This window comes from Rhodococcus sp. WMMA185 (assembly GCF_001767395.1).
In the GTDB taxonomy this organism is placed as follows: domain Bacteria; phylum Actinomycetota; class Actinomycetes; order Mycobacteriales; family Mycobacteriaceae; genus Rhodococcus_F.
The window spans coordinates 975,083-1,001,470 of record NZ_CP017014.1 but is presented as its reverse complement, the minus strand read 5'-3'; the positions used below and the strand labels follow the sequence as shown (position 1 = coordinate 1,001,470).

Sequence of the window (26,388 nt, the reverse complement as noted above, 5' to 3'; positions counted from 1 at the left end):
CGCCGCAGCCCCCTCACACCACCGCATCCAGGGCCGTATGCAATGCCTCTCGCCAGGTCCTGGGCGGAGTCAGACCGGCTCGCACCCACGAGTTGCCGGACAGGACCGAGAACGCAGGCCGCGGTGCCGGCCGGGGGAACTGGGCGCTCGTGCACGGGCGCACTCGATTCGGATCGGCGCCGACCTCTTCGAACACCGCGCGCGCGAGGTCGAACCAGCTGGCGACACCGGAATTCGTGGCGTGGAGGATCGGCGCCGCGACATCGCTGCGACAGGCCAATTCGAGCAACGCTCCGGCCAAGTCGCCCGCGTAAGTCGGCGAACCTACCTGATCGTCCACCACATCGACCGTGTCGCGTTCGCGCTCGAGCCGGAGCATTGTGGCGACGAAGTCGGAGCCGACGCCCGTGTAGACCCAGGCGGTGCGAACGACGTGCGCGGACGGAAGCGCGGCGTGAACAGCCCTTTCACCAGCCAATTTGGTGCGCCCGTAGACCGTCGCGGGACCTGTCGGCGCATCCACGTCATAGGGAGCGTCCGCGTCCCCGGAGAAAACGTAATCGGTGGAGACGTGAATCAGCCTGGCGCCCACACGGGCACACGTTCCCGCCAGAATCGAAGGCCCGGTCTCGTTGACCGCTCGGGCGGCTTCCTCGTCGGCCTCGGCGGCGTCCACCGCAGTGTAAGCAGCGCAGTTGATCACCACGGAACCACTTTCGACGTGCGCATCCACAGCGCCGCGGTCGGTGATGTCGAGCTCGCCCGAGCCCACGCCTCGGACTGCGATTCCAGCTTCCGCGGCGCGGCGGAGGAGTTGCCGACCCAACTGCCCATGCGCTCCAGTCACCAAGATGTTCCTCACAGGGTCAGTCTGGCACGCCGATCGATTCCTCCCTGTTCCACGCTGATCAACCATTAGCCTGGATTCTGTGTCACAGGAGCAACCTGAACCACACGAGTCCCGGAAGATGCCACGGCGACCGCTCCACATTGCTGTCACGGTGCTGTCTGTGCTCGCCCTCATCGTCACGGGATTCGCGTGGTGGGGCATCGATTCGCTCAGGAACAATCTGGCGATCGCGGCCGGACTCGAACTGGGTGGCGACTCCGACGGGGCCATCGACATTCTCATCGTAGGTACGGACAGCCGAACCGATGCGCATGGCAACCCGCTTTCCCAGGCCGAACTCGACTTGCTGCGGGCGGGTGAAGAGGTTGCCTCCAACACCGACACCATCGTCTTGATTCGCATCCCGGTCGACGGCAGTTCCGCGACCGCGATCTCGATCCCTCGCGATTCCTACGTGAAAGTTCCGGGCATCGGCATGTCCAAGATCAACGCAGCCTACGGCGCTACCAAGGAAACCAGGCGACTCGAACTCGTCGAGAACGGCGCCACCGCTGATGAAGCCGAGGAAAAGGCCACCAAGGCGGGCAGGGAGGCACTGATCACGTCCGTGGCAGACCTCACCGGCGTCACCGTCGACCGATACGCAGAGGTCGGGATGCTCGGATTCATCCTTCTCACCGACGCCGTCGGGGGCGTCGACGTCTGCCTCGAGAACCCGGTCGACGAACCTCTGTCGGGCGCCCACTTCCCCGCCGGGACACAGACGTTGACGGGAGCGGATGCACTGAGCTTCGTCCGGCAGCGCCACGGCCTACCGCGCGGCGACCACGACCGCATCGTGCGGCAGCAGGTATTCATGGCCTCGCTCGTGGACAAAGTGCTGTCCGGAAAGACGCTGCGCAACCCCCGCAAGCTCGACAACCTCACCACCGCGGTGGAGCGCTCGGTGGTATTGGACGACGACTGGGACATCATCGAATTCGCCACGCAACTACAGGATCTCGCGGGCGGTGACGTGCGGTTCGAGACCATCCCGGTCGCGGATCTCAACGACATGACCGACTACGGCGAGTCGGTCGTGAGGGTCAAGCCCAGGGAAGTGCAAGAGCACGTGGCCGCCCTCGTCGGTAGGGAGATCGAAGACCCGGAGGACTCGAAGACCTCCGAGCCATCCGACATAGACCCGTCCGCCGTCACCGTCGACGTTTCCAATGCCGGTGACGTGAGCGGCCTCGCGCGCGGCGTGGCCGATGCTCTGGACTCGATCGGCTACAAGCGGGGCGAAGTCGGCAACCACACCGGCGATTGGGTGAACGAGACCACCGTCTTCACCCGGTCCTCCGACGACGCTGCCGCAGAGGCCGTCGCCGCCGCACTCGGCGGCCTTCGTACCGATACCGATTCGACGCTGCCCAAAGGCTCCGTTCACGTGGTGCTGACGAGTGACTACCGGGGACCGTCCTCCGCGGAGTCCATCAACGACCGCTCCGACGAATCCGGCGACGATGGTCTCGAATCCGTATTCTCTTCTGGTACCGGTCCCACGCCAGTGCAACCCGGCCCACCCATCGACGCCGGCTCCGCCGGCCCACGCTGTGTCAATTGAATCGAGAAACGAAGCTGTGTCCATGAACCATGCGTCCCGCACCCTCACCGACGCCCTGTTGGACCCGATCCTGAAGGACGACCCGGCCGGCCCCCGTGTCACGTTCTACGACGACGCGACCGGCGAGCGGGTAGAACTCTCGGCCGTCACCCTGGCCAACTGGGCCGCGAAGACTGCCAACTTGCTCCGTGACGAGTTCGCCCTCGAGCCCGGTGCCCGGGTCGTGGTGCTGCTTCCCGCGCACTGGCAGACGGCCGCGGTGCTTCTCGGCGCGTGGTGGGCAGGCGCTGAAGTCGTGCTCGACCCTGATCTGGAAGCAGAAGTCGCACTTATCACGGGCCCGCGCCTCTCCGACGTCGAGGACGTGCCCGACGTCGCGGCACTCTCGCTCGACGCATTCGGCCGGCCCATAGCCGATCTCCCCCTCGGCATCACCGACTACGCCACCTCCGTCCGCGCCCACGGCGATCAGTTCCGGCCCACACTCGCCGGGCCCGCACTAGCAGGCAAGAGTGTCGACGAGGTGCTGGCCGCAGCACAGGCTTCCGCCGCTGCCCGTGGGATCAGCGGCGGCGATCGTGTGCTGTCCGAGTCGACGTGGGATTCTCCAGATGCGCTGATCGACGGCCTGATAGCGATTTTCGCCGCGGGGGCGTCGCTGGTCCAGGTGGCCAACCCCGACGCGGCCGCCCAGTCGAGGCGCGTCGATAGCGAGAAGATCACACTTCAGCTAGCGCGGTAGCCGCCATCGGCAAGTCCGGCTGCGATCTCGAACCTGTTGCGCGCACCGGGGTGTCGAAACTCCTCGAACAGGTACCGCAACGCGAAGGTCGCGCCGTAAGTGGCCCACTGGTCGGCATGGACCGCTTCGTGCCGCACGAGCGACCGCCCCGGCACCCGGCCGGTGAGAAACGCACCACCGATCGTCGTTCCGCTACGCGCATAGCCTCCGCACATCCCGCTGCACACGAAGATGCCGAACTCGTCGTCGAATGTGATGCGGGCACCCCACATCCGCGCATACACCAGCGCCAGGCGCGTAATCGCCGCGGACTGCGCACTGCCCCGAGACGCACGGATCAACCGAATACCTCGGTTGCGTTTCATATGCTCTAGGTGCCCGTCAGCCCATCAGTTTGTCGCGCAGGGCTTGGTCCTTGTCGTGGACCATCTTCTCGAGTCCATCTTGGAATTCGACCATTTGCCGCTGCAGAGCAGAATCCGAGGCGCCCAAGATCCGAGCAGCAAGCAGGCCCGCATTGCGGGCGCCCCCGATGGACACCGTGGCCACGGGAACTCCGGCGGGCATCTGCACGATCGAGAGCAACGAGTCCATACCGTCGAGGTACTTCAGTGGAACCGGCACACCGATGACGGGCAGCGGTGTAGCCGACGCGACCATTCCCGGCAGGTGAGCGGCACCGCCGGCGCCGGCGATGATCACTTGGATGCCGCGACCGGCTGCGGCCTTCGCATAGTCGAGCATCCGCTGCGGCGTACGGTGCGCCGAGACCACACCGACCTCGAAACGCACCCCGAATTCGGCGAGCGCCTCAGCTGCGGCTTCCATGGTGGGCCAGTCGGAATCGCTGCCCATGATGAGCCCGACCCGTGCGTTGCTTTGCGTTGCCGATTCACTCACCGTGCACATCCCATCCGTCGGTCCATTCAGCGTGCGAGAGCCACCGCGCGGCACGCTCGGCACGCTCGCGCACTCGCGCGACGTACTCCGGGTCATCGATCGAGCCGGCGCCGCCCACGATGTTCACGTGCCCGATCTTGCGATCCTTGCGCTCACCCTTGCCGTACAGGTGGACCTTCGCGTCGGGCATGCGGGCAAAGAGGTGGTGAACACGCTCGTCCATGCTCATCGCGGGGGCGGTGGGAGCTCCGAGAACATTCGCCATCACGGTAATCGGCGCGATCGGCGAGGTGTCTCCGAGTGGATAGTCCAGGACCGCGCGCAGATGTTGCTCGAACTGCGAGGTACGAGCGCCGTCCATCGTCCAGTGACCGGAGTTGTGCGGGCGCATCGCGAGTTCGTTGACGACGAGAGCGCCGTCGGCGGTCTCGAACAACTCGACGGCCATGGCGCCGACCACTCCGAGTTCGAATGCGATCCGTAGTGCGAGTTCCTCTGCGGCTTCGGCCACCGACTCGGGCAGCTGAGGGGCGGGAGCGAGAACCACCGCGCACTGCCCGTTACGCTGCACCGTCTCCACTACCGGCCAGGTGGCCCCTTGACCGAACGGCGAGCGGGCAACCATCGCGGACAGTTCCCGCCGCATCTCGACCTTCTCCTCCACCAGGAGGGGGACACCCTTGTCGAGTTGCTCGGCAACGATGTGCTCGGCTTCGTCGGCGTCGTCGGTGATCCATACGCCTCGACCGTCGTATCCACCTCGTGCAGCCTTGATCACCACCGGCCACCCGTGTTCGGCGCCGAACTTCACGACATCCTCCACCCAGGTCACCTCCGCGAAAGCAGGAATCGGAGCACCGAGTTCTCCCAGCTTTCGGCGCATTGCGAGCTTGTCCTGCGCGTAGATCAGCGCCTGCGGCGGGGGCTGCACATTCGCTCCCTCGGCAATCAGGACGTCGAGGTGCTCGGTCGGCACGTGCTCGTGGTCGAAGGTCACCGCGTGCGAACCAACCGCAGCCTTGCGGAGCGCGTCGAGGTCGGTGTGAGTCCCGAGTACGACGTCGGGGCTCACCTGCGCTGCGGGCTCGTCCGCGGTCCCCGAGAGCACGCGCAGGCTCTGGCCGAGGGCGATGGCCGCCTGATGGGTCATCCGCGCCAGCTGGCCACCACCGATCATCGTCACGACGGGCCGCCCAGAGGGCAGGTCCCTAGGTGGCGTGGGTCGCGGGGTCGAGTCAGAGTTGGCGGTCACGGGTTACCAGTTTGTCACGTCGGCGGCCATGTTCGATCGCCGAGGTGGTCGGTCGGCAAATTCTTCAAGAGCTTGTGATCTTCCTGCCGTCAATTGGTGTTATCGGCCCCGACTTTCGTAAGCTTGGGCGTTGTGTCATTCGTCGACGGCGTGCTCGCACGCGTTCCGCAGCCCTTCCGGGCTTTGGCGATGCAACATCACGAACTGATCAAGTTCGGGATCGTGGGCGGAACGACCCTGATTTTCGATCTCGCGATCTTCTACTCGCTGAGCCTGACAATCCTCGAAGAGAAGCCCGTCGTCGCCAAGGTCTTCTCGGGCGTTCTCGCCACGGTGCTGAGCTACATCCTCAACCGAGAATGGTCGTTCAAGCACCGAGGCGGACGCGAGCGCCACCACGAGGCGCTGCTGTTCTTCACGATCAGCGGGATCGGGGTCTTGATAGCCGCCGCACCCCTGTGGATCGCCAACAACGTGTTCGAGATCCGCGCCTCCCAGGAGAACCTGACCACGCTGTTGGTCGTCGACTTCGTTCTCAACTACATCATCGGGAACCTGATGCAGATGGTGTTCCGTTTCTGGGCGCTCCGCCGGTTCGCGTTCCCCGACGAGAATGTGCGCCTCATCGATCCTGATCTCGAGGACCCAGATCTCGACGACCGGCCCGCAGGGGAAGAGATCGGCCAGCCCTGAAGGTTCAGCGGGGCTCCCGCGTCTCGGTGACTCGGATCGGACTATTTTCCCGGGCCGTCGGAACGAAGATCGCAAACAGGGCCGGACGCCGACGCTGCAGTTCGAGCCTGCCACCATCGGCCTCGATGAGCGCGCGGGCCAACGCGAGGCCCACACCAGTCGAACCTGCGCCCGAGAAGCCGCGGTCGAAGATGTGCGGTGCCAGGTCGTTGTCGACGCCGGCCCCCTCGTCCAACACCTCGACACACACCATGCCCTCACGGGGCGACGGCGTTTCTGCGCCTGCACCCCGGTGCGGCTGGCCCTGGACCAGCCGCACCGATACGGTGCAGGTGCCCTCCCCGTGCTTCAAGGCGTTGTCGACAAGGACCGTAACGGCCTCACGCAGTCGGGATCCTGTGGCCGAAGCCATCACATTCGCATCGCCGAACAGCCGTAGCTCTCGGTCGGCGTCCTCGAATGGGCGCTTCCACTCCGCGATGACCGTGTCCAATTCCTTGATCACCGAGATCGGGGCCTCGGTGATGTCGCTGCGGGAGGAGCGGACGAGTTCGTCGATCGCCAGGGTCAGCCGGTCAACCTGCTCCATGGCCTCGGTCGCCTCGGCCGTTACTGCTGGATCCGGATGTACTGAGAGCTCATCGAGCCGTAGACGCACCGCCGTGAGCCGGCTTCGAAGCTGATGGGAGACGTCGGCGACAAGTGCTCGTTCACGCTGTAGACGCCCAGCCATCTCGACGGTCGCCGCGTCCAGTACGTCTGAGACACGGTCGAGTTCCGGGATGCCGTGACGTCTCGGAGCCGGCCGGAAATCGCCCTCGGCGAGTCGGGCCGCTCGGTTGGCGACGTCACGCAGCGGATCGGAGAGCCGTCTGGCCGTCGCGACCGCGACCGCCGCTCCTGCTGCGATCGATATGAACACCAGCCCCGCGACGGCACCGACCGCTTGGCGCTGCCGGGTGCGCATCCCGCTCGACGGCTCCTCGAGAATCAACGAACCGGACGTGCCGATCGTCCGAGATTCCATCAGGGGCGACTGCACCGACGGTTGACCGATCTCCAGTTGCGAGGTCCCGCCGTCTGGCGTCGGGTATACGACCACCAGGCGCCCCCCTGCGGGGGTCAAGAGGTGAAGGTCGTCCCAGAGGAGACTTCCTTCGGTGATGAATTCGGGCCCCCCATGGGCGACGATCTCCGTCGCCATCCGATTGAGCCGGACCTGCAGGTCGGTACGAGTGAAATCCTCGACCCATATCCAGGCCGTATAGATGAGTGGCACGCCGAGCAGGAGTGCCGTCAAGATCACGACCGCAAGGATCGACTGCAGAAGCCGGCGCCGCACTGAAGAACCTAGTCAGTGTTGATTCGGAAGCCGACACCACGAACCGTGGTGATGCGCCGCTTGGCGACGGGGCCCTCGTCACCGATTTTTCGGCGCAGCCATGACATGTGCATGTCGAGGGTCTTGGAGCCACGCAGATCCACACCACCCCATACCTCCGAGAGGATGGTGTCGCGGGAGACCACCTGCCCTGCGTGTTCGAGCAAAACCCGAAGCAACTCGTATTCCTTGTTCGCGAGTGAGATCTCCGTGCCGTTCACGAGAACACGGCGGGCCGCAGGCTCGAGTCGGATGCCACCTACCTCTACGACCGAGTCCTCGCTGCCGCTACGTCGGCGCAGCAGCGCACGCACACGGGCCATCAGTTCTGCCAGGCGGAAGGGCTTGCCCACGTAGTCGTCGGCGCCCGCGTCGAGTCCCACCACGAAATCGACTTCATCGGTGCGGGCCGTGAGCATGAGCACAGCAAGCTCAGAGCTATGCGCCCGCACTTGCCTGCACACCTCGAGGCCGTCGATTCCCGGCAGCCCGAGATCCAGGATCAGGAGGTCGTAGTCCCCTGCGAGTGCCTGCTCCAGCGCTGCCGGGCCGGTCTCCTCGATGGTGACGTCATACCCTTCCCTGCCCAATGCGCGCGACAATGGCGCGGCAATGGCTTCGTCGTCTTCGGCAAGCAATACAGCGGTCACCTCCACAGCCTACGGAGATGCGCGGGCTACTGTGTCCGATTATCGGTCTTTGCCGGTTTCGACCTCGCCTCGCAGGTCGTCGTAGTCGTGTTCGCGGTGGGGGTCTACAGCGTCAAATACCTGGTAATAGAGCAACGAGTGAACGCGCTGGATATTAGGTATGTCGTCGAACTCCAGGGGGTCGTCGGAGGATGAGACGATGACCAGCGTCCCGGTACGCAGCAGTCTGTCGAGCAGTCCGTGCCGGAACTGGACGTTGCTGATGCGTCCCATCGGAATATCGATTCCGACATGCGTGACCACGCCCTCGCGAACGAGCACGCGCCGGTCGGTGACGACGAAGTGCGTGGATTTCCATCTGAGAAATGGCGGCAGGGTGCGCCATGTGACGACGGCCAGCCACAGCACGAGGAGGACAACGCGAACCATGTTCAACGAGGAGTCGTCGAGTTCCTTTTCCGCGACTCCGGCCGCAAACCCCGCCGCAGCCGTCGCCGCCAACAAGATCAGGGCTGGGAGCAGCAGTATTTTCCAGTGCGGATGACTGTGAAGTAGAAGTTCCTCGTCCGAAGCGAGAGCGTCCTCGGGATATCCCATCGAGCGGTGAGCTTATCGCATGCGGCTGAGCACGATCGGGCTGATGGTGATGATGATGCCGTACAGCACCATCCACACGCCGACCACGATCACGAACACCCCGAGCGACAGTTCGGGCTGCAACAGCACGATGGCGCCCGCGACCACACTGATCACGCCGAGCGTGATGCTCAGGCCGCGATCCGCCGTCGAGCCCGAGGCGCCGTCGACGATGTCGAGCACACCCCGGAACACCCACCACGCACCTACCACGAGCGCGATGATCACGACGGTCTGCAGGGGACTCCGCAACACGAGGAACCCTACGAGTATTGCCAGGGCTCCGGATACGCCCACGAGCGTCCGCCTCGTTCCGCCGGCGTCGATGTCGGCAAAAGCACGGATGATCGAGGCGATGCCGAACGCAAAGAACTGAATTGCGATCAGCACGGCCAGCACGGTGAGGGTGACTTGCGGCCAGACGAGAACCGCGATACCGACGCCGAGGGTGAGCAGGCCGAGCGCTACGGTGAGACCGGTCAACGTGCGCCGGGCAGATATTTCAACCGACTCGGGAGTTGAGGTACTCATACCCCTCAGTGTCGCACCGCTCGATTCACACCGGGCGCAAATGCGTGATATCACCTGCGGAAACGGAGACCGGTTCGCCTTGACCGTCCGGCGTGATCACCAGGCGGCCCTCCCGATCGACGTCGGTTGCGACCCCGCTCAGTTCACGGCCACCGGGTAGTTCGACCCGTACGCGGCGGCCGAGAGTTCCACAGCGGGCGCGGTACGCCTCGGCGAGATCGGCAACATCCCAATTCGAGTCGTGCCACTGCTGCCAGCGGTGGGCGATCGCGCGCAAAACGGCACGCACCAGGGTGTCCCGGTCGCTGACCTCTGCGTCTTCGAGCACGAGGGACGTGGCATGTTCGACTGGAAGTTCCTCTCGCGTGAGGCTCACGTTGAGCCCGATCCCGACCACCACCTTGGGATCCGGCGTCGTCGTGGCGACCTCGGCGAGAATCCCGGCAACCTTACGGCCGTCGATCAGCACGTCGTTCGGCCACTTCATTTCGGCGGCTACCTTCGCGACATCACGTAGTGAGTCGACCACGGCGACACCTGTGAGCAGCGGCAGCCAGCCCATCGCACCCACGCTCATCCCGGGCATCGTCAGCAGCACCGAAACCGCGATTTGCGCCTGCGGCGGACTCACCCAGACCCGCGAGTGCCGACCGCGGCCGCTTCCCTGGAACTCCGCCAGCAACACGTGCCGGTCGCATTCCGATCGAGCTGCACGATCGAGAAGGTCGGCATTCGTGGACCCGGTCTCCTGCACGACATCCAGTCGCGCCCAGAACTTGCGCGGATCGCTGTCTTCGTCGCCGCGCACAAGTGCCGCGCGAAGATTGTCAGCACAGAGAGGGGGCCGGTTCAGGTCAGTCCACATCATCACAGCCTAGAACGCTCGCCGAAAGGTACTGGTCAGTAGCCGGGTCTGGTCGACCCGCCGCCTGACCACCTCCCTTGTCAGGGACTTGCCCGCTCTCGTTAAGCTGACCTGTCATGACCACTGTTCAGGAGCCGAGCGCGCCGGATTCGGCAACCGGGCCCGATATTCACACGACGGCGGGGAAGCTCGCCGACCTGCGTAATCGTCAGGCCGAGGCACTGTACCCGAGCGGAAAGGCCGCGGCCGACAAGGTTCACGCCAAGGGCAAGCTGACTGCCCGTGAGCGCATCACCGCTCTGCTCGACGAGGGCTCGTTCGTCGAGCTCGACGCCCTCGCCCGCCATCGCAGCGTCAACTTCGGCCTAGCTGACAATCGCCCCCTCGGTGACGGCGTCGTCACCGGCTACGGCACCATCGACGGCCGCAACGTCTGTGTGTTCTCCCAGGACGCGACGGTCTTCGGTGGCTCCCTCGGCGAGATCTACGGCGAGAAAATCGTCAAAGTCATGGACCTCGCAGTGAAGTCGGGCCGACCGCTGATCGGTATCAACGAGGGCGCCGGCGCCCGCATCCAGGAGGGCGTGGTCTCCCTGGGTCTGTACGGCGAGATCTTCCACCGCAACGTCCGCGCCTCCGGCGTGATCCCGCAGATCTCTCTGATCATGGGCCCTGCGGCCGGCGGCCACGTCTACTCCCCCGCCCTCACCGACTTCGTCGTCATGGTCGACCAGGCCTCCCAGATGTTCGTGACCGGTCCCGACGTCATCAAGACGGTCACCGGAGAAGACGTCACGATGGAGGATCTCGGTGGCGCACACACCCACATGGTGAAGTCCGGGGTTGCCCACTACGTCGCCTCCGACGAGCACGATGCCCTCGGCTACGTCAAGGACCTGCTGTCGTATCTTCCTTCGAACAACCAGGCCGCAGCCCCCCACATGCCCCCGTCCGACCCGATGACCGGTGGCATCGAAGATTCCCTCACTGCTGAAGACCTCGAACTCGACAGCCTGATCCCGGACTCCGCGAATCAGCCCTACGACATGCACGAGGTGATTCGCCGCATCCTCGACAACGACGAATTCCTCGAAGTACAGGCCGGACGAGCCGGCAACATCGTCGTCGGCTTCGGCCGTGTCGACGGCCGCTCCGTGGGTATCGTTGCCAACCAGCCCACTGTCTTCGCCGGATGTCTCGACATCGACGCCTCCGAGAAGGCCGCGCGCTTCGTGCGGACCTGCGACGCGTTCAACGTTCCCATCATCACCCTCGTCGACGTTCCCGGATTCCTGCCCGGAACAGATCAGGAATACGACGGCATCATTCGCCGTGGTGCGAAACTGCTTTACGCCTACGGTGAGGCCACCGTCGGCAAGATCACGGTCATCACCCGCAAGGCCTACGGCGGCGCCTACGACGTGATGGGCTCGAAGCACATGGGAGCCGACGTGAATCTGGCCTGGCCGACCGCCCAGATCGCCGTCATGGGCGCCTCTGGTGCTGTAGGGTTCGTCTACCGCAAACGCCTCATCGAAGCCGCCGAGAACGGCGAGGACGTTGACGCCCTCCGCTTGCAGCTGCAGCAGGAATACGAGGACACCCTGGTCAACCCGTACGTCGCAGCCGAGCGCGGCTACGTCGACGCCGTCATCCCCCCGTCCCACACCCGCGGACAGATCGTGGCTGCCCTGCGCCTGCTGGAACGCAAAATGGTCACACTTCCGCCCAAGAAGCATGGGAACATCCCACTATGACAGCCATCACCGAAGAACTCGGGACCCCCGAGACCGATTCGGACGCGGCGGACACCGTGGCGCAGTCAGTCGACGGTTTCGCAGCTGATGCAACCCAGGCCGACAGCGCACTCGTGGACCTGCCGAGCGGCAGCGAGAATGGTTCAGTGGACAGCGGCGAGACGTTTCTGAAGGTAGTCAAGGGCTCTCCTTCCCCCGAGGAGGTCGCGGCACTGGTCGCGGTGCTCTCGGCGATGGCCGCGTCCGGCAGCACCGATCCGGCTTCGAACCTCCCCCCGGAAAACTGGGGCGCCCCGACCTCGATGCACCGGGTCAGAATTCCGTTCTCGCCCTACTCGTTCACCAGCGTGCCGGCGCTGCGACCATGAAGCGCTGCGACGTGCCGGCACTGATCAGCAACCGGTGATTTCCTTCGTCCTCGCCTCTGCTTCCCCTGCGCGGCTGGCTGTGCTGCGTAGCGCAGGGGTCGAGCCGATCGTGCGTGTCTCGGGAGTCGACGAGGACGCGGTCATCGCGGCGCTCGGTACCGATGCGGCCCCCGAACACGTTGTCACCGAACTGGCCCGCGCCAAGGCCAAAGACGTACTTCCCGCCCTGGCGCGGGAGAAGATCTCGGATGCGGTGGTCGTCGGGTGCGACTCCATGCTGTTGATCGACGGATCACTGCAGGGCAAACCGCACAGTGTCGAGGTGGCGCGGGATCGCTGGTCGTCGATGGCCGGACGCAGTGCAACCCTGTTGACGGGACACAGTGTTCTTCGACTCGTGAACAACTCGGTGGTAGCCGATGTGCACGATCAGAGCGCGACCGTCGTCCACTTCGCGAATCCCGCCCACTCAGACCTCGAGGCGTATCTGGCGACCGGCGAACCCCTCCAGGTCGCGGGTGCGTTCACCATCGACAGCCTCGGTGGGTGGTTCGTCGACCGGATCGAGGGCGATCCCTCCAGTGTGATCGGGATCGGCCTACCCCTATTGCGGACCTTGCTCGAGCAAGTCGGAGTCGGTGTCGCCGATCTGTGGGCGGTATCGGACCGCGTCGACTGATTCGTCCTCGACCGATTCGTCCTCGACCGATGGGTTCCGGCGGGGCAACGTCAGCGATGCCACACCGATTGCGGCCGCAACCGCAGCGATGATCCAGAGAATCCTGCGTTCGGCCTGTAGGAACGCCTCACCGGCCGCGTTGCGTGTCGATTCCGTGGCGGCGACTACCGCCGAGTCCGCGATCAGTTGCCCCGACGCACCGAGCGCCGCCCCGCCAGATCCCAGGGAGCGGCATTCCTCAGGCACCTTCATCGGCGAGGTCGAGCCGAGTTGCTCGGTTGCACAACGCACGAACGTCTCCTCCGCGCGCGGAATCAGAGCGGACGGCACGCCGGCATCCGCGAGCTGAGCCGTCAATGCAGGCCTTTCCGCCTGGACCGCGGCCGTCGACTGGGATGCGACGAGGTTGAAGAACACGACGCCGATCACTGCGAGTCCGATCGAACTGCCCACCTGCTGGACGGTCGGAAGCAGGCCTGACACCGATCCGGCGTTCCGCGGCTCGACCGTCGCGAGGATCGCCGTCTGGAGCGGTGCGACAAACAATCCGAGACCCGCACCCCCCACGAACAGCGGTCCGGCAAGCACAGACCATCGTGGGTCGGTGCCCTCGTGCTGCAACAGAGCAGCCAGCACGATGAGGGAGCCGCCGAACAGAAGCATCCCCAGGGGCAGGACGAGGTTGCCGATGCGCCGATACACAATCGACGAAACCAACGCGGCGAGACCTGTCCCCAACGCCCATGGCAGCGTCATCACGCCCGCCCGCAACGCCGAGAAGCCAAATCCGAACTGCAGGGTCAAGGAGATGGTGAAGATCAACGACGTGAGGGTTCCGAAAAACACGAACGCGATCGCAGCTCCCAACGCGAAGGCGCGGTCGCTGAACAACTCGAGGCGCAGGACTGGGTCACCACCGCGGCGACCGAGCCGGTATTCGTAGACGACGAACCCGATCAGCACAGGCACCGAACAGACCAGCATCACCACCATCGGGGTGGGCCATCCACGCTCGCGCCCCTCGGCGAGTGGGAAGATGAGCAGGAACAGCCCCACCGCCGACAGGACGGCGCCGCCGAGGTCTAGTCGCCGGACTTCCTCCGGTTTCGCATCGACGAGGTGAAAGTACCCGAGTATCAGGGCGGCAATGCCGAGCGGAAGATTGACGAAGAAGATCAGCCGCCAACCCCAGTCGTAGAGATTCCACTCGATGAGAAGGCCACCGACCAACGGCCCGGAGATTGTGGCTAACCCGATGGTTGCTCCGTAGATGCCGAGGACGCGGGCATGGAGGCGTTTAGGGAACAGGCTCGAGATGATCGCGAACGTCTGGGCCGACATAGAGCCCGCCGCGAGACCTTGCAACACCCGGGCCAGGACGAGAGCCATGGGCGACTGAGCGAGCCCACAGAGCAGGGACGCAACTACGAACACGGCCAACGCGGTCAGAAAGACCCGGCGCCTGCCGAGCAGGTCTCCCAGCCGCGCCGCAGTGATCAGCGAACAGGCAAAGGACAACGTGTAGACGCTGACCATCAATAGCTGTGCAGAAACTGATGCGCCTAGATCGAACGCAATGCTGGGCAGGGCGACGTTGACGATGGTGGCGTCGAGCAGTTGCATGAACACCGCGGCAAGACTCGTCGCCAAGCCGAGCCACGGGACCCATTTTCCGAGTTCGCCGCTCACGGGCGCGTCACGCAGAGTTGCAGGCATCCGCACAGGTTAGCGGCAACCCGCAGTTGCGAAGGCGGGGGATGGATTACGAGCGCCGGAATATACAGTAGGCCGTCGGGCTGCACTCCTTCAGTCCCGAATACTTGACTGTGCCGAATCTAACCTGTACTCATTCTCACACCTTTACTTCTCTTTACTCCTACCGGCGAAGCGCTCGAAGCCTCATGCTGTTGCGTGAAGCCCAAGCCACACCTGACCGAACCCGCAAATATTGATATTCACACCCCGGGAGCCGATCGATGGACTTGAACTTGATCACCCATTGGATTCCAGAGTCTGGAAGGGTCGTCGAGTGGAGGGCCACCGACGCGAGCGCACGCGCGGCCGCAGAGGCCCCTGTCGATCCGGCACTGCCCACCACGATGCAGGAACGGCACCTGCGGCGGGCGCAACAGACTGCGAACAAGGGCGAGCCGCAGTCACCGTGGATCGGCATTGCGTTCGACTTCCCGGGCAGGCTCGACACCGAAGCCATGACGCGGACACTCGAGCGTTACATCCTGCGTCACGACACGCTGCACAGCTGGTTCTCGTTCGAGGACCCCGAGGCTGACCCGACAGACCCTTCCAATCGCATTCGGCGGCACGTGGTGCCCAGCGATGACATCGAGTTCGCCGCGCACGTGGGCGAGATCTTCGACTCGCCCGAGCAAGTCCGAGACCACGTCGCCGCGCGATTCGCGAACGACACGAGCGCGCTGGGCTGGCCTTCGTTCGTGTTCGGCGTCATCGAGCACTACGACACGACGCAACCCAGCGTCGCCGGCGACAGCTTCACCCTCTACCACGCGGTTGATCACGCACACAGCGACCTGCAGTCGCTGGTCTTGATGTTTGCCGAGACTCGGACGATCTACGAGGCCGAACTCGCCGGTACCGAACCCGAACTACCCGCCCCGGGAAGCTACGTCGAGTACAGCCGGCTCGAGCGTGAGAGAGCGGCCGCGCTGACCCTCGCCTCCCCCGAGGTGCAGGGCTGGATAGGCCATCTCTCCCGTAACGGTGGAACATTCCCGAGCTTTCCTCTTGATCTGGGCGCCTCAGATGCCCCCAAACCGGCCATCGGCAGCCGCTTCGACCTTGCCGACGCCGACGAGTGCGAGCGCTTCGGAGCCGTCTGCAAGGCGAATGGTTCCAACTTCATCGGAGGAATGTTCGCGGCCCTCGCCATCACCGAGCACGAACTCGTCGGACGCGAGCGATACATTGCGCTGTCGCCCGTCGGCACCCGCAACGACCCACGGTTCGAGTGGTCTCAGGGATGGTTCATCAATCTCATTCCGGTCGGATTCGAACTCAGCGACTCCACCACGTTCACCGACCTCGCCCAGCGCGCCCAGGAGGCCTACCACTCCGGCAAGTCGCTCGGCCAGGTATCGGTGCAGCAGGTGATCGAGACGGTCCTCGCGCACGGGGGCCGCAATGCGGTCGCGCAACCTACAACGCTGACGCCACCGCCGATCGTGTCGTACATCGACGGACGCAGACTGCCGCAAACCGAAGACTACGTATCCACCCGGGCAACCATGATCGTGGGCGGAAAGGCCACACAGATCGCATCGATCTGGATCAACCGCGTCCTCGAGGGCACGTGGATCGCGATCTCGCACCCCGACACAGAGGAGGCACACCGATCGGTCGCGACGTATGCCGACCAACTGAGAACGATCATCAAAACTGTTGCCCGCGATGGTGACTTTGCGTTGTCCTCCTCAAAACCGGCAAGCTTGACAGCCGCCAACGCCACAGGGGTTTAAGTAGTGCACGTCACATCTATCGATCGGTACATGCTCGAACCCGGCACGGTGACGGAATGGTCCGTCGCGCCCGGTGCGGTCTCTCGGTCCGTGATACCGCCGTCCTACAATCAACAGTTCCATCTCGACACCGCACGTACGCACGGCATGGGTCGAAGCGTCTGGATGGCAGCAGCTTTCGATCTGCCCGGTCAACTCGATCACAAAGCTCTCCGACAGGCGCTGGTGCACTTCATCCGACGCCACGACACACTGCAATCCGGTTTCGACGTGAGCGCGGACTACATGCAGCGCGTCGACCTCGACCCCGAAGACATCACCGTCTCTTCGTCCGAGCCCGTCACGACATCGTCGCCGGACGAACTTCGCGATCATCTGCGCTCACGCTTCACCCTGGCCTGCGATCCGCTGACCTTTCCCGCCTATCTGTTCGCCACCGTCGAGCGCGATTCGCATTACACCGTGATCAGTGCGTTCGACCACACGCTCGTCGACGGCTACTCGCTGGTCATCGCGTTGGGCGAACTTCGCCAGATCTACGAGAAACTGGTCATGCTCGGCGATTCCGCGGAGGTTACCGAGGAAGATCTGACCAGGGAGTTCGGCGATCCGGGAAGCTTCCTGCGGTACTGCGAACTCGAGGCCGACGCACCCGTAACCGCCCTCAGTGACCCACGTGTGCGCGAGTGGGCACGGTTCTACGAGCGCTGCGGCGGTACCGCACCGAGTTTCCCGATCGATCTTGGCGTCGAAGGGGGCCATCCGGCACCCCAGGGCGCCGACGTCCGTCCCCTCCTCGATGCCGCCGACACCGAGCGCTTCGAGGAAATATGCCTCGAGTCGGGCGGCAGTCTGTTCACCGGCGCGCTCACCGCGATGGGCATGGCCGTGCAGTCGATCAACGGTGTCTCCCGGATGCCGTTGCAGTTCCCATTGCATATCCGACAGGATCCTCAGTGGTCCAACGCGATCGGATGGCTCACGACCAGCGCACCGTTGACCGTCGAGTTGACGCCGGACGGTGACTTCCAGTCTTCACTCGCCCACACTCACGCCTCCTTCCGGACTGCTTTGACGCTCAAGGGAGTATCGATGGCTCAGGTACGTGAGGCACTCGGCGACGGGTACCGCAGAACCCGCACAGATGTATTCATGGTGTCCTACATCGACTACCGCAGGTTGCCCGGCACGGAAGATCACGTCGAGTTGAACGCTCACCACATCAGCAACGTGACGGTCGCCGACGATGCCCAGTTCTGGATCTCACGTACTCACCGGGGGCTCGCGCTGCGCTCGCGGTTCCCCGAGACCCCGACGGCGCGACTGGCGGTCACGGAGTTCCTCGTACGGTTGGAGCAGATCTTGCGAGAAATCTGCGAACAGGGCGTCACCCCGATCGCGGAACTCACCAATCAGCTGAACCTGGAGGGCACTCCGGTCGTGTAGTCTCCGGCTGCTACGCGGGCACCGGGCCAAGTGGCTCGATGCCCGCGGAGCGTGCGCGCGAACGCGGGTCGAATGAGGGCGCGGCGTCCGCATAGAATCATTACCGTCCGCACCACATCTGTACCAGGAGCCCACCCGTGCCCGTAGCACCCGATCCCACCAAGTCCTTTGCCGACTACGCCAACCCCGGTCGGCTCGTGTCGACAGAGTGGCTCTCCGCGAATCTGGGCGCGCCCGGCCTCAAGGTGGTGGAGTCGGACGAGGACGTGCTCCTCTACGATGTCGGGCACATTCCAGGTGCAGTGAAGATCGACTGGCACCTCGACCTCAATGACCCCGTGACCCGCGACTACATCAACGGCAAGCAGTTCGCCGACCTGATGAGCCGCAAGGGAATCAGCCGTGACGACACAGTCGTCATCTACGGCGACAAGAGCAACTGGTGGGCGGCGTACGCACTCTGGGTGTTCACCCTGTTCGGACACGAAGACGTCCGACTCCTCGACGGCGGCCGCGATGCCTGGATCGCCGAAGATCGGGCCACCGCGTTCGACGTTCCCGTGACAACCCCCACCGACTACCCGGTGGTCGAGCGCAACGACGCTCCCATCCGCGCCTTCAAGGACGACGTCCTCGCTCACCTCGGCAGGGGTCCGCTGATCGACGTGCGCTCACCCCAGGAGTACACCGGAGAACGCACCCACATGCCCGACTACCCGGAAGAGGGCGCTCTTCGCGGGGGTCACATTCCGAGCGCGCAGTCCATTCCGTGGGCCAAAGCCGCCGCCCCCGACAGCCGCTTCCGCTCACGCAGCGAGCTGAACGAGATCTACGGCGGGGTTTCCGCCGACGACGACATCGTCGCGTATTGCCGAATCGGTGAGCGTTCGAGCCACACCTGGTTCGTTCTCACCTATCTGCTCGGTTACCCGAACGTCCGCAACTACGACGGCTCGTGGACAGAGTGGGGCAACATGGTGCGCGTTCCCATCGTCAAGGGCGAGGAGCCCGGCGACGTTCCCGGCGCATCGTCATGACCGGACTGCCCGATTCCCTTGCCGAGATCGTCGATGATTTCGCTGCGGTCGACGGCTCCGACAAGCTACAGCTCCTTCTCGAGTTCAGCCGCGAATTGGCACCGCTCCCTGCCGAACTCGAGAAGGATGCGATGGAACCGGTACCCGAGTGCCAGTCCCCGCTCTTCATGTCGGTAGACGACTCCGATCCGGCGCACGTGCGACTGCACTTCAGCGCACCCCCGGAGGCGCCGACCACGCGGGGGTTCGCTTCGATCCTGCATCAGGGACTCGACGGACACAGTGCCGCAACAATTCTCGATGTTCCGGATGATTTCTACTCCGCACTCGGTCTCGCGGACGCCGTCAGTCCGCTGCGCCTGCGCGGCATGTCCGCAATGCTCGCGCGAATCAAACGCCATCTCCAAGACTAGTCAGGGTTCGACAACGCACTGATGGAATTCACTGAACTCGCCGACTATCCCGTCCCGGTCGGTGCGCTCACCGAATGGTTGCTCTGCGCCCAGTCCGACTGGGTGGACGATCCGCGGCCGGCCTCCTATGTCCACGAAGCACACCTTCGCCGGACCGCAAAGTCAGGTAGCCGAGAATCGTGGCTGGGCACCGCCTTCGAGATCCCGGGTGCCCTCGACGCCGACGCATTCCGGTCGGCCCTCGAGAAGTGGACCGACCGCCATGAAGTGCTGCGGTCGCACACGACCTTGGATGCAGAGACCGAGCTCGTGCGGCGATACACCGTGCCCCGTGGCGGCCTGCATGTCGGAGTCGTGAGCCACGGATACGACGCCGCGGGAGGAGACAACTTCGCGCACCTGCAGCAACTGTTCGACGAGTACGCCTCGCCGCACAGTTGGCCGTCGTACGTCTTCGCGACCCTCGAAATCGTCGAACGCGATCGATTCATCGTGTTCTTCGCAGCGGATCATTCGATCATCGACGGGTATTCGATCGTGCTGGTCGCCCACGAATTGTCCGCTCTGTACGAGGAGTCCGTTTCCGGCCGCACGGTCGATCTGTTCCCCGTCGGCAGCTACATAGATTTCGGTCACGAAGAGCGGGAGGCCTCCACCGATCCCGAGGCCGAGCGCAAGGCGCTCGACCTTTGGCGTTCCACCCTCGAGGAATCCGGACCGCCCGAGTTCCCGCTCGATATCGGTCCGCGCACCCAGCTCCCCCAGCAGAACCTCTCTGCCTGGATCCTCGACGCCGACCAGGCTGCCGCGTTCAACCGGGCATGCAGCGAAGCGGAGGTAGGCTTCTTTCCCGGCCTGCTCGCATGCCTCGGCCTAGCTGGCGTGGAAGTAGCTGGTCAGCAACGTTTCCGGACGATCACCCCGGTCCACACCAGGCGTGCTCCGCAATGGACATCCGCACTCGGATGGTTCGTCAGCCTGAGTCCGATCGACTTCGAGGTCCGATCCAGCGACTTCGGCGCAGTTGCACGTGAGGCGGACGCGAGCCTGTCCCGCACAAAACCGGTTTCGGTCGTACCGTTCGATCGCATTGGAAACGAACTGGGCACCCCCGCCAGGCCCCGCTTCGTCGTGTCGTACATGGATGTCAGGTTCGTACCGGAATCAGGGAGCTGGCCCCAACGCAACGCTCGGGCACTGCGGAGCAGGCAGTACACCCACGACGTCTACGCGTGGATCAACCGGACCCCCCAGGGAGTGAATCTCGCGGTCCGCTATCCCGGCAACGACATCGCTTCCGCGAATGTGCACACCTGGGTCGCGGCGCTCCGCCGACACCTGGATCAGGTTTCAACCAGCTACCTACCAGTAGGGTTTGGCAGCATCAGCCAGTCCTGATTGGAAAACGCGATCCGGTGACCGCGCGGATCGATTAAGTGCTTAGAATCCGTTGTGATCCCCAAACCGACCGCTGGCAATACTCCGGGAATCACCACGGAATCGGCCACGCGAACATCAGGAGGCTCAGTGCCCAGTCAAACCAGCACGCACATCACGAAGGTTCTCGTCGCGAACCGCGGTGAGATTGCAGTGCGGGTGATCCGGGCCGCCGCCGATGCCGGGCTCGCCAGCGTCGCCGTGTATGCCGAACCCGACGCGAACGCGCCATTCGTGCGCTTGGCCGACGAGGCATTCGCCCTGGGGGGCCAGACCTCCGCGGAATCCTATCTGGTGTTCGACAAGATCCTCGATGCCGCGCGCAAGTCCGGTGCCGACGCGATCCACCCTGGTTACGGCTTCCTTTCCGAGAACGCGGACTTCGCGCAGGCCGTTATCGATGCCGGCCTCAACTGGATCGGCCCCTCCCCTCAGTCCATCCGCGACCTCGGTGACAAAGTCACGGCCCGCCACATCGCCGAGAGAGCGAAGGCTCCGATGGCCGCAGGCACCAAGGAGCCGGTGGGCAGCGCCGACGAGGTTGTAGCCTTCGCGAAAGAGTTTGGTGTTCCCGTCGCCATCAAAGCCGCGTTCGGCGGCGGAGGCCGCGGGATGAAGGTCGCCCATACCATCGAAGAGATCCCCGAACTGTTCGACTCCGCCACCCGCGAAGCGGTCGCGGCGTTCGGACGCGGCGAGTGCTTCGTCGAGCAGTACCTGGACAAGGCTCGCCACGTAGAGGCCCAGGTCATCGCGGACAAGCACGGCAATGTGATCGTTGCAGGCACCCGCGACTGCTCCCTGCAACGCCGCTTCCAGAAGCTGGTCGAGGAGGCCCCGGCGCCCTTCCTGACCGACGAACAGCGAGCCCGCATCCACTCGAGCGCAAAGGCCATCTGCCGAGAGTCCGGCTATTACGGCGCCGGCACCGTCGAATACTTGGTGCAGGGCGACACCATCTCCTTCCTCGAGGTCAACACCCGCCTGCAGGTCGAGCATCCGGTCACCGAGGAGACCTCCGGCCTCGACCTGGTGCTCGAGCAATTCAAGATCGCCAACGGCGAGCGCCTCGACATCACCGAGGACCCCACCCCGCGTGGGCACTCATTCGAGTTCCGCATCAACGGTGAGGACGCCGGACGCGGGTTCCTGCCCGCCCCCGGCCCGGTCACCAAATTCGTCCCGCCCACCGGCCCCGGGGTCCGGATGGACTCCGGCGTCGAATCCGGCAGCGTGATCGGCGGGCAGTTCGACTCCATGCTGGCCAAACTGATCGTTTCGGGCGCCACCCGCGACCAGGCTCTTGCCCGCGCCCGCCGGGCCCTGGCCGAGTTCCACGTCGAGGGCTTGGCGACGGTGATCCCGTTCCACCGGGCCATCGTCGAGCACCCCGCGTTCATCGGCGACGGGAAGAGCTTCGACGTTTACACCAAGTGGATCGAGAACGACTGGGAAAACCACATCGAGCCCTTCACCGATGGTCAATCCGCCGACGAGGACGAGGCTCTTCCGAGGCAGAATGTGGTTGTCGAGGTCGGCGGCCGACGGGTCGAGGTCTCTCTGCCCGGGCAGTTCACCCTCGGCACGAGCGGTGGCGGCCAGGGTGCCGTTCGCAAGAAGCCGACGCCCCGTACCCGTGGTGGTGGGGCCGGCGGGGCCGCATCCGGTGACGCCGTCACCGCGCCCATGCAGGGCACCGTGGTCAAGGTTGCCGTCGAGGAAGGACAGGAAGTCGCCGAAGGCGACCTCATCGCCGTCCTCGAAGCGATGAAAATGGAAAACCCCGTCAACGCTCACAAGGCCGGGACCGTCACGGGCCTTACGGTCGAGCCCGGCGCTGCCATCACGCAGGGCACCGTTCTCGCGGAACTGAAGTAGCACACTCGGCGGCCACACTCGGAGGCTCTGTGGCGCTTGTCATTTTCGCCGGATGACAAGCGCCACAGTAGTCTGTCCGATATGTCTGATACTCCCGAGATCCGTATCGGCACTGCCGAACGCGAGCAGGCGCTGAAACGGCTGAGCGATCATTTGGCGGCGGGCCGTTTGACGGTCCCCGAGTTCGACGGACGCAGTCTCGCGGTGACGAACGCGACGACACGCGGCGAACTCGACCGTGTGTTCACCGACCTTCCCGAGACCACACCCGACACGCCCGCTAGGGCGGAAGCCCCCGGCACAGCCGCCGATCAGAACTGGCGTGGTGTCGTGATGTCGTTGACGCCGTTCCTCGCCCTCGTGCTGTTCTTCGTCGTCCCGATAGACAACAGCTGGTTGTTCTTCCTGATGATTCCCGCTGCGGGAGCGATCCTCTTCGGCACCCGCGACAACCGCACGGGTGGCTGACGTGGAGCCTGTCGAAATCAATGCCGGCGGCTGGTATCTGCGCGCACTACGCGCCGACGAGCGGGTGGACGATCGGCCCGCACTCACTGACGGCGGAATCGACGACGCCGAGTACGTAACGCGCCGCGCCGCACAGTGGTTGAGCGACGAGCACTATTCGTGGGCGATCTGTCAGCCCAATACCGGTGAGCTGCTAGCCGAGGTCGGACTCACACCGTCCGCTGAGTCGGCCAGGCTGTCGGGCTGGGCTCGCACTGGCCACCACGACGCACTGGAGGCCGGATCCGATGCCGTGCAACGCTTTGCGGAAGGCGCTCTGGGGTTGACGGTCCACAGATGAGGACACGATGGATTCCGGTGACGGCGCTCACCGTAGTGGCACTGGTCATGCTGCTTTCTCCGGCTTCGGCGACACCGTCGGGACCCGAACATGCCGACAAGGTCGTCCACGCACTCTTGTTCGCAGCCCTCGCGGTCGCCTCTAGGTATGCGCGCATGACGCCGCAGATTACGGTGCTCTGGCTCGCCGCGTTCGGTGCGATCACCGAAATACTGCAAGGAGTACTGCCGATCGGACGGCAGGGTTCGCTGTGGGACCTCTTCGCCGATGTCGTGGGTGTGGCGATCGGGTTGACCGCTCAGTCCGCAATCATGCGCTCGCGCAGCAGAGCCTGAACCCTCGAGTCGAGTCCGAGGCCGTCGCTGAAGTAGTTCTCGATGGTTCCGTGCCGTTCCCGCACAGCGGCCAAGGACACCTCCAGATACTGCCTCCGGACCCCGAGCACCGGTTCGAGCAACTCCCGGTCCCCACCGGCCTCGACGAAGGCTTCGAACACACCGGACAGTGCCGGGAGCAGCAATTCGTTGGTCAGCAAGTAGTCGTGAAAAACGTCCTCTTCGCTGACACCGAGAAGCAAAAGCAGCGCCGCCGTGGCCCACCCTGTTCGGTCCTTGCCCGTGGTGCAGTGCACGAGAACTGGTGTGTCGCCGGTCGATGCGAGACCCTCGAACAGTTCCCGGTACGACGACACCGCACTCGGCATCAGCACGAAGTCTCGGTAGCTGCCTTCGAAGTACTCGATGGCACGTCCGCCCCCGAGTTCACGCTCGGCGATCGTCGGATCGGTCATCACCTGGAGCAATTTCGCGGGGACAGACCGTATCCCCTTGTCGGCGAGCACGTCCAGCGCGACGGCGTGAGCCCCCTCGGGAAGTACGTCGGGCGCCGCCTCACGCTCGCTCGCGGTACGCAGGTCGTATACCGTCCGGATTCCGAGGTTGGCGAGCATGGCCATGTCTGAGTCCACGAGCCGACTCAGATCGGTCGAGCGGTAATAGACACCCGAGCGCACCTTCGCACCGTCTTGTGTTCGGATGCCACCGACGTCTCGAAGGTTGGGTACGGACGTGAGCGGAATCGGTGTCATGCGTCGACGGTACCGTCAAGCACACGAGCCAATGCATCCACCACGGCATCGAGGTCGGCCTCCGTCACCGTCAGGGGAGGCCGGAACCTGATCCCGCGCTTACCGGTCGGCAGAATCAGTACGTGTTCGCGCTCACGCAGTCGCGCAACCACACGGTCCCGTCTTTGCGCCGTCGGGAGCGTGATCGCACACATCAGGCCACGCCCTCTCGGCTCGGTGACGTCAGGATGGGAGAGTGAGAGTTCCCGCAGTCGCCGCAGGAGGTGAGCTCCGGTCAGCCTCGCCCGATCGACTAGTCGATCCTGCTCGATCACTTCGAGGATCCGCCGGGACCGAACCATATCGGTGAGGTTTCCACCCCAGGTGGAATTGATTCGCGAACTGACGGCAAAGACGTTGTCCGAGACCTCGTCGACGCGCCCGCCCGCCATGATTCCGCAGACCTGCGTCTTCTTGCCGAAGGCCACCACGTCGGGATGCACACCCATTTGTTGATAGGCCCACGCGGTGCCGGTCAGACCGCACCCGGTCTGCACCTCGTCGAACACGAACAGGGCGTCATTTTCGTGACACATGACTTCCATCGCCTGGAAGAACTCCGGACGGAAGTGATGGTCGCCACCCTCCCCCTGGATCGGCTCCGCAATGAAACATGCTATGTCCGCGGGGTTCTCGGCGAATGCGCGCCGCGCCTGATCGAGCGCGCGACGCTCGGCCTCTTCTACGTCTCGACCGTCGGCAAGGTAAGGAGCGTCGATGCGCGGCCAATCGAACTTGGGGAATCGGGCAACCTTGCCCGGTTCGGTGTTGGTAAGCGACATGGTGTAACCACTGCGCCCATGGAACGCCTCGGTCAGGTGGAGAACCTTCGTCCCGAGTGCCGGGTCGAGTCCCCGGCGTTCGTTGCGTCTGCTCTTCCAGTCAAAGGCAACCTTGAGCGCGTTCTCGACCGCAAGTGCGCCGCCGTCCACGAAGAAGAGGTGCGGCAATGCGGGATCCCCGAGAACACGAGCGAACGTCTCGACGAATCGCGCCATCGGGACGGTGTAGATGTCCGAGTTGCTCGGCTTGTTGATCGCCGCCGCCGCCAGTTCGCAGCGGAACGCATCGTCGCCGACGAGTTCGGGATGGTTCATCCCCAAAGCCGACGAGGCAAAGAACCCGAACATGTCCAGATAGGTCGTGCCGTCCCGCTGGTCGACAAGGCGCGTCCCGCGCGAACGTTCCAGGTCGAGCACCAGATCGAAACCGTCGACGAGGATATGTTCGCGCAGCAGGCCGAGCACTCGGCTCGCGGGGAGCCCGCCTTCACTTCCGGAGGGTCGAATTGCGGTACTCATACAGGAATATTACGTCAAACTTCCTGGCAAGCGCCCGACCTTCCACAAGATATACGGCAGAAGATCACTTTTCATAGAATGTTTGCAGGATGATAGTGCTGCGGGTGTGTACGTTGGCGGTGGCACGAATCTCCTGCAAGAGGTGTTCGAGCGCCAGCGGTGACGAGACGCGAACGAGCAGCACATAGCTCTCATCCCCTGCCACGGAGTGACACTCCTCGATTTCGGATAGGTGTTGCAAGCGAGCGGGCGCATCGTCGGGTTGCGACGGATCGAGAGGGGTGATGGCGACGAACGCAGAAAGGCCGCGCCCGAGCGCATCCGGATCGACCTTCGCGGAGTACCCGCGAATCACGTTCCGCGCCTCGAGCCTGCGCACCCTCGTCTGCACCGCGGAGATCGACAGCCCCGACTTGTCCGCCAGGGTCGCCAGGGTCGCCCGACCGTCTGCGACCAGTTCCCGCATCAGGACCCGATCGATGTCGTCGAGAGAGGGTTGTGTTGTGTCGCCGCGAGAAGATTCCACCACCAGCGCAGA

Annotated in this window: 28 protein-coding genes; 15 read left to right on the top strand and 13 right to left on the bottom strand. The window is 64.4% G+C overall.

The genetic code is table 11. The features are described 5' to 3' along the window. Positions 1–13 precede the first annotated feature (13 nt). The gene (gene rfbD, locus BFN03_RS04445; protein ID WP_070377998.1) at positions 14–862 is read right to left on the bottom strand and encodes a dTDP-4-dehydrorhamnose reductase; all 849 of its coding nucleotides are present in this window, start codon (positions 860–862) and stop codon (positions 14–16) included. Positions 863–968: 106 nt separating this feature from the next. On the opposite strand from rfbD, the gene BFN03_RS04440 reads away from it, so the two are divergent. Both BFN03_RS04440 and BFN03_RS04435 read left to right on the top strand, forming a co-directional pair. Then, a complete protein-coding gene (locus tag BFN03_RS04440; protein ID WP_070377997.1) occupies positions 969–2,456 on the top strand; it encodes an LCP family protein in 1,488 nt (495 codons plus the stop codon). 22 nt (positions 2,457–2,478) lie between these two features. Continuing rightward, on the top strand, positions 2,479–3,198 hold the full coding sequence (locus BFN03_RS04435) for a TIGR03089 family protein (protein ID WP_070377996.1): 720 nt from the start codon (positions 2,479–2,481) through the stop codon (positions 3,196–3,198). Here the strand turns inward: BFN03_RS04435 and BFN03_RS04430 are convergent. Genes BFN03_RS04430 through BFN03_RS04420 form a run of 3 tightly spaced genes read right to left on the bottom strand, consistent with a single transcriptional unit; the run spans position 3,183 to position 5,350 of the window. Next, positions 3,183–3,563, bottom strand: coding sequence for a hypothetical protein (locus BFN03_RS04430; protein WP_084385490.1), 381 nt, complete (start codon positions 3,561–3,563; stop codon positions 3,183–3,185). The two genes, BFN03_RS04435 and BFN03_RS04430, sit on opposite strands and share 16 nt — an antisense overlap. A gap of 16 nt (positions 3,564–3,579) precedes the next feature. Continuing rightward, positions 3,580–4,107 (bottom strand): 5-(carboxyamino)imidazole ribonucleotide mutase, encoded by a 528-nt coding sequence (gene purE, locus BFN03_RS04425; protein ID WP_070377995.1) that lies wholly within the window; start codon positions 4,105–4,107, stop codon positions 3,580–3,582. Beyond that, positions 4,091–5,350, bottom strand: a complete 1,260-nt coding sequence (locus BFN03_RS04420) for a 5-(carboxyamino)imidazole ribonucleotide synthase (protein WP_070377994.1) — start codon at positions 5,348–5,350, stop codon at positions 4,091–4,093. The genes purE and BFN03_RS04420 overlap by 17 nt, the downstream gene beginning before the upstream one ends. Before the next feature lie 132 nt (positions 5,351–5,482). Between BFN03_RS04420 and BFN03_RS04415 the strand changes: the two genes are divergently transcribed. Next, positions 5,483–6,043 (top strand): GtrA family protein, encoded by a 561-nt coding sequence (locus BFN03_RS04415; RefSeq protein ID WP_157109558.1) that lies wholly within the window; start codon positions 5,483–5,485, stop codon positions 6,041–6,043. Between the two features lie 4 nt (positions 6,044–6,047). On the opposite strand, the gene BFN03_RS04410 is transcribed toward BFN03_RS04415, so the two are convergent. Genes BFN03_RS04410 through BFN03_RS04390 form a run of 5 tightly spaced genes read right to left on the bottom strand, consistent with a single transcriptional unit; the run spans position 6,048 to position 10,106 of the window. Then, on the bottom strand, positions 6,048–7,385 hold the full coding sequence (locus BFN03_RS04410) for a sensor histidine kinase (RefSeq protein ID WP_070377993.1): 1,338 nt from the start codon (positions 7,383–7,385) through the stop codon (positions 6,048–6,050). Between the two features lie 8 nt (positions 7,386–7,393). Then, a complete protein-coding gene (locus BFN03_RS04405; RefSeq protein WP_070380607.1) occupies positions 7,394–8,074 on the bottom strand; it encodes a response regulator transcription factor in 681 nt (226 codons plus the stop codon). A gap of 39 nt (positions 8,075–8,113) precedes the next feature. Then, positions 8,114–8,671 carry a PH domain-containing protein gene (locus BFN03_RS04400; RefSeq protein WP_070377992.1) on the bottom strand — a complete coding sequence of 186 codons (558 nt, stop codon included), beginning with the start codon at positions 8,669–8,671 and terminating at the stop codon, positions 8,114–8,116. A gap of 12 nt (positions 8,672–8,683) precedes the next feature. Further along, the gene (locus BFN03_RS04395; protein ID WP_070377991.1) at positions 8,684–9,241 is read right to left on the bottom strand and encodes an HdeD family acid-resistance protein; all 558 of its coding nucleotides are present in this window, start codon (positions 9,239–9,241) and stop codon (positions 8,684–8,686) included. Between the two features lie 25 nt (positions 9,242–9,266). After that, positions 9,267–10,106, bottom strand: a complete 840-nt coding sequence (locus BFN03_RS04390; protein ID WP_070380606.1) for a biotin--[acetyl-CoA-carboxylase] ligase — start codon at positions 10,104–10,106, stop codon at positions 9,267–9,269. Between the two features lie 116 nt (positions 10,107–10,222). Here BFN03_RS04390 and BFN03_RS04385 point away from each other — a divergent pair, with 116 nt between their 5' ends. From BFN03_RS04385 to BFN03_RS04375, 3 genes are read left to right on the top strand one after another with little or no spacing between them, the layout of a single operon-like run. Then, entirely contained in the window at positions 10,223–11,863 is a 1,641-nt protein-coding gene (locus BFN03_RS04385; RefSeq protein ID WP_070377990.1) for an acyl-CoA carboxylase subunit beta, read from the top strand. Beyond that, positions 11,860–12,231 (top strand): acyl-CoA carboxylase subunit epsilon, encoded by a 372-nt coding sequence (locus BFN03_RS04380; protein WP_070377989.1) that lies wholly within the window; start codon positions 11,860–11,862, stop codon positions 12,229–12,231. Before BFN03_RS04385 ends, BFN03_RS04380 begins: the two co-directional genes overlap by 4 nt. A 34-nt stretch (positions 12,232–12,265) precedes the next feature. Next, positions 12,266–12,910 carry a Maf family protein gene (locus BFN03_RS04375; RefSeq protein WP_070377988.1) on the top strand — a complete coding sequence of 215 codons (645 nt, stop codon included), beginning with the start codon at positions 12,266–12,268 and terminating at the stop codon, positions 12,908–12,910. Here the strand turns inward: BFN03_RS04375 and BFN03_RS04370 are convergent. Continuing rightward, positions 12,836–14,626 carry an MFS transporter gene (locus tag BFN03_RS04370; protein WP_084385489.1) on the bottom strand — a complete coding sequence of 597 codons (1,791 nt, stop codon included), beginning with the start codon at positions 14,624–14,626 and terminating at the stop codon, positions 12,836–12,838. The genes BFN03_RS04375 and BFN03_RS04370 overlap by 75 nt on opposite strands. A gap of 260 nt (positions 14,627–14,886) precedes the next feature. Here BFN03_RS04370 and BFN03_RS04365 point away from each other — a divergent pair, with 260 nt between their 5' ends. The 9 genes from BFN03_RS04365 (at position 14,887) to BFN03_RS04325 (ending at position 23,758) form a co-directional block, all read left to right on the top strand. Continuing rightward, positions 14,887–16,404 carry a condensation domain-containing protein gene (locus BFN03_RS04365; protein ID WP_070377987.1) on the top strand — a complete coding sequence of 506 codons (1,518 nt, stop codon included), beginning with the start codon at positions 14,887–14,889 and terminating at the stop codon, positions 16,402–16,404. A gap of 3 nt (positions 16,405–16,407) precedes the next feature. After that, positions 16,408–17,850 (top strand): condensation domain-containing protein, encoded by a 1,443-nt coding sequence (locus tag BFN03_RS04360; RefSeq protein ID WP_070377986.1) that lies wholly within the window; start codon positions 16,408–16,410, stop codon positions 17,848–17,850. A 137-nt stretch (positions 17,851–17,987) separates the two neighbouring features. Continuing rightward, on the top strand, positions 17,988–18,887 hold the full coding sequence (locus tag BFN03_RS04355; RefSeq protein WP_070377985.1) for a sulfurtransferase: 900 nt from the start codon (positions 17,988–17,990) through the stop codon (positions 18,885–18,887). Further along, positions 18,884–19,300, top strand: coding sequence for a SufE family protein (locus BFN03_RS04350; RefSeq protein WP_070377984.1), 417 nt, complete (start codon positions 18,884–18,886; stop codon positions 19,298–19,300). Before BFN03_RS04355 ends, BFN03_RS04350 begins: the two co-directional genes overlap by 4 nt. A gap of 21 nt (positions 19,301–19,321) precedes the next feature. Beyond that, positions 19,322–20,698: a condensation domain-containing protein gene (locus BFN03_RS04345; RefSeq protein WP_070377983.1), complete on the top strand. Its 1,377-nt coding sequence runs from the start codon at positions 19,322–19,324 to the stop codon at positions 20,696–20,698. A gap of 129 nt (positions 20,699–20,827) precedes the next feature. Continuing rightward, positions 20,828–22,615 (top strand): acetyl/propionyl/methylcrotonyl-CoA carboxylase subunit alpha, encoded by a 1,788-nt coding sequence (locus BFN03_RS04340; protein WP_070380605.1) that lies wholly within the window; start codon positions 20,828–20,830, stop codon positions 22,613–22,615. A gap of 81 nt (positions 22,616–22,696) precedes the next feature. After that, positions 22,697–23,083, top strand: a complete 387-nt coding sequence (locus tag BFN03_RS04335) for a DUF1707 SHOCT-like domain-containing protein (RefSeq protein WP_070377982.1) — start codon at positions 22,697–22,699, stop codon at positions 23,081–23,083. Position 23,084: 1 nt separating this feature from the next. Next, positions 23,085–23,423, top strand: coding sequence for a hypothetical protein (locus BFN03_RS04330; protein ID WP_070377981.1), 339 nt, complete (start codon positions 23,085–23,087; stop codon positions 23,421–23,423). Beyond that, a complete protein-coding gene (locus BFN03_RS04325) occupies positions 23,420–23,758 on the top strand; it encodes a hypothetical protein (protein ID WP_070377980.1) in 339 nt (112 codons plus the stop codon). The genes BFN03_RS04330 and BFN03_RS04325 overlap by 4 nt, the downstream gene beginning before the upstream one ends. On the opposite strand, the gene BFN03_RS04320 is transcribed toward BFN03_RS04325, so the two are convergent. The 3 genes from BFN03_RS04320 to BFN03_RS04310 all read right to left on the bottom strand — a co-directional run bounded on the left by BFN03_RS04320 (position 23,722) and on the right by BFN03_RS04310 (position 26,379). After that, positions 23,722–24,510, bottom strand: coding sequence for a tyrosine-protein phosphatase (locus BFN03_RS04320; protein WP_070377979.1), 789 nt, complete (start codon positions 24,508–24,510; stop codon positions 23,722–23,724). The genes BFN03_RS04325 and BFN03_RS04320 overlap by 37 nt on opposite strands. Further along, positions 24,507–25,850, bottom strand: a complete 1,344-nt coding sequence (lat, locus tag BFN03_RS04315; protein ID WP_070377978.1) for an L-lysine 6-transaminase — start codon at positions 25,848–25,850, stop codon at positions 24,507–24,509. The genes BFN03_RS04320 and lat overlap by 4 nt, the downstream gene beginning before the upstream one ends. A gap of 64 nt (positions 25,851–25,914) precedes the next feature. Beyond that, entirely contained in the window at positions 25,915–26,379 is a 465-nt protein-coding gene (locus BFN03_RS04310; RefSeq protein WP_070377977.1) for an Lrp/AsnC family transcriptional regulator, read from the bottom strand. Positions 26,380–26,388 lie beyond the last annotated feature (9 nt).

What these genes read in the sequence shown, in the direction of transcription:
- BFN03_RS04440 (WP_070377997.1), top strand. Translation starts at nt 969, where the DNA reads ATGCCACGGCGACCGCTCCACATTGCTGTCACGGTGCTGTCTGTGCTC.
- BFN03_RS04435 (WP_070377996.1), top strand. Translation starts at nt 2,479, where the DNA reads ATGAACCATGCGTCCCGCACCCTCACCGACGCCCTGTTGGACCCGATC.
- BFN03_RS04430 (WP_084385490.1), bottom strand. Translation starts at nt 3,563, where the DNA reads ATGAAACGCAACCGAGGTATTCGGTTGATCCGTGCGTCTCGGGGCAGT.
- purE (WP_070377995.1), bottom strand. Translation starts at nt 4,107, where the DNA reads ATGTGCACGGTGAGTGAATCGGCAACGCAAAGCAACGCACGGGTCGGG.
- BFN03_RS04400 (WP_070377992.1), bottom strand. Translation starts at nt 8,671, where the DNA reads ATGGGATATCCCGAGGACGCTCTCGCTTCGGACGAGGAACTTCTACTT.
- BFN03_RS04395 (WP_070377991.1), bottom strand. Translation starts at nt 9,241, where the DNA reads ATGAGTACCTCAACTCCCGAGTCGGTTGAAATATCTGCCCGGCGCACG.
- BFN03_RS04390 (WP_070380606.1), bottom strand. Translation starts at nt 10,106, where the DNA reads ATGTGGACTGACCTGAACCGGCCCCCTCTCTGTGCTGACAATCTTCGC.
- BFN03_RS04385 (WP_070377990.1), top strand. Translation starts at nt 10,223, where the DNA reads ATGACCACTGTTCAGGAGCCGAGCGCGCCGGATTCGGCAACCGGGCCC.
- BFN03_RS04380 (WP_070377989.1), top strand. Translation starts at nt 11,860, where the DNA reads ATGACAGCCATCACCGAAGAACTCGGGACCCCCGAGACCGATTCGGAC.
- BFN03_RS04370 (WP_084385489.1), bottom strand. Translation starts at nt 14,626, where the DNA reads ATGCCTGCAACTCTGCGTGACGCGCCCGTGAGCGGCGAACTCGGAAAA.
- BFN03_RS04365 (WP_070377987.1), top strand. Translation starts at nt 14,887, where the DNA reads ATGGACTTGAACTTGATCACCCATTGGATTCCAGAGTCTGGAAGGGTC.
- BFN03_RS04350 (WP_070377984.1), top strand. Translation starts at nt 18,884, where the DNA reads ATGACCGGACTGCCCGATTCCCTTGCCGAGATCGTCGATGATTTCGCT.
- BFN03_RS04345 (WP_070377983.1), top strand. Translation starts at nt 19,322, where the DNA reads ATGGAATTCACTGAACTCGCCGACTATCCCGTCCCGGTCGGTGCGCTC.
- BFN03_RS04335 (WP_070377982.1), top strand. Translation starts at nt 22,697, where the DNA reads ATGTCTGATACTCCCGAGATCCGTATCGGCACTGCCGAACGCGAGCAG.
- BFN03_RS04325 (WP_070377980.1), top strand. Translation starts at nt 23,420, where the DNA reads ATGAGGACACGATGGATTCCGGTGACGGCGCTCACCGTAGTGGCACTG.
- BFN03_RS04320 (WP_070377979.1), bottom strand. Translation starts at nt 24,510, where the DNA reads ATGACACCGATTCCGCTCACGTCCGTACCCAACCTTCGAGACGTCGGT.
- lat (WP_070377978.1), bottom strand. Translation starts at nt 25,850, where the DNA reads ATGAGTACCGCAATTCGACCCTCCGGAAGTGAAGGCGGGCTCCCCGCG.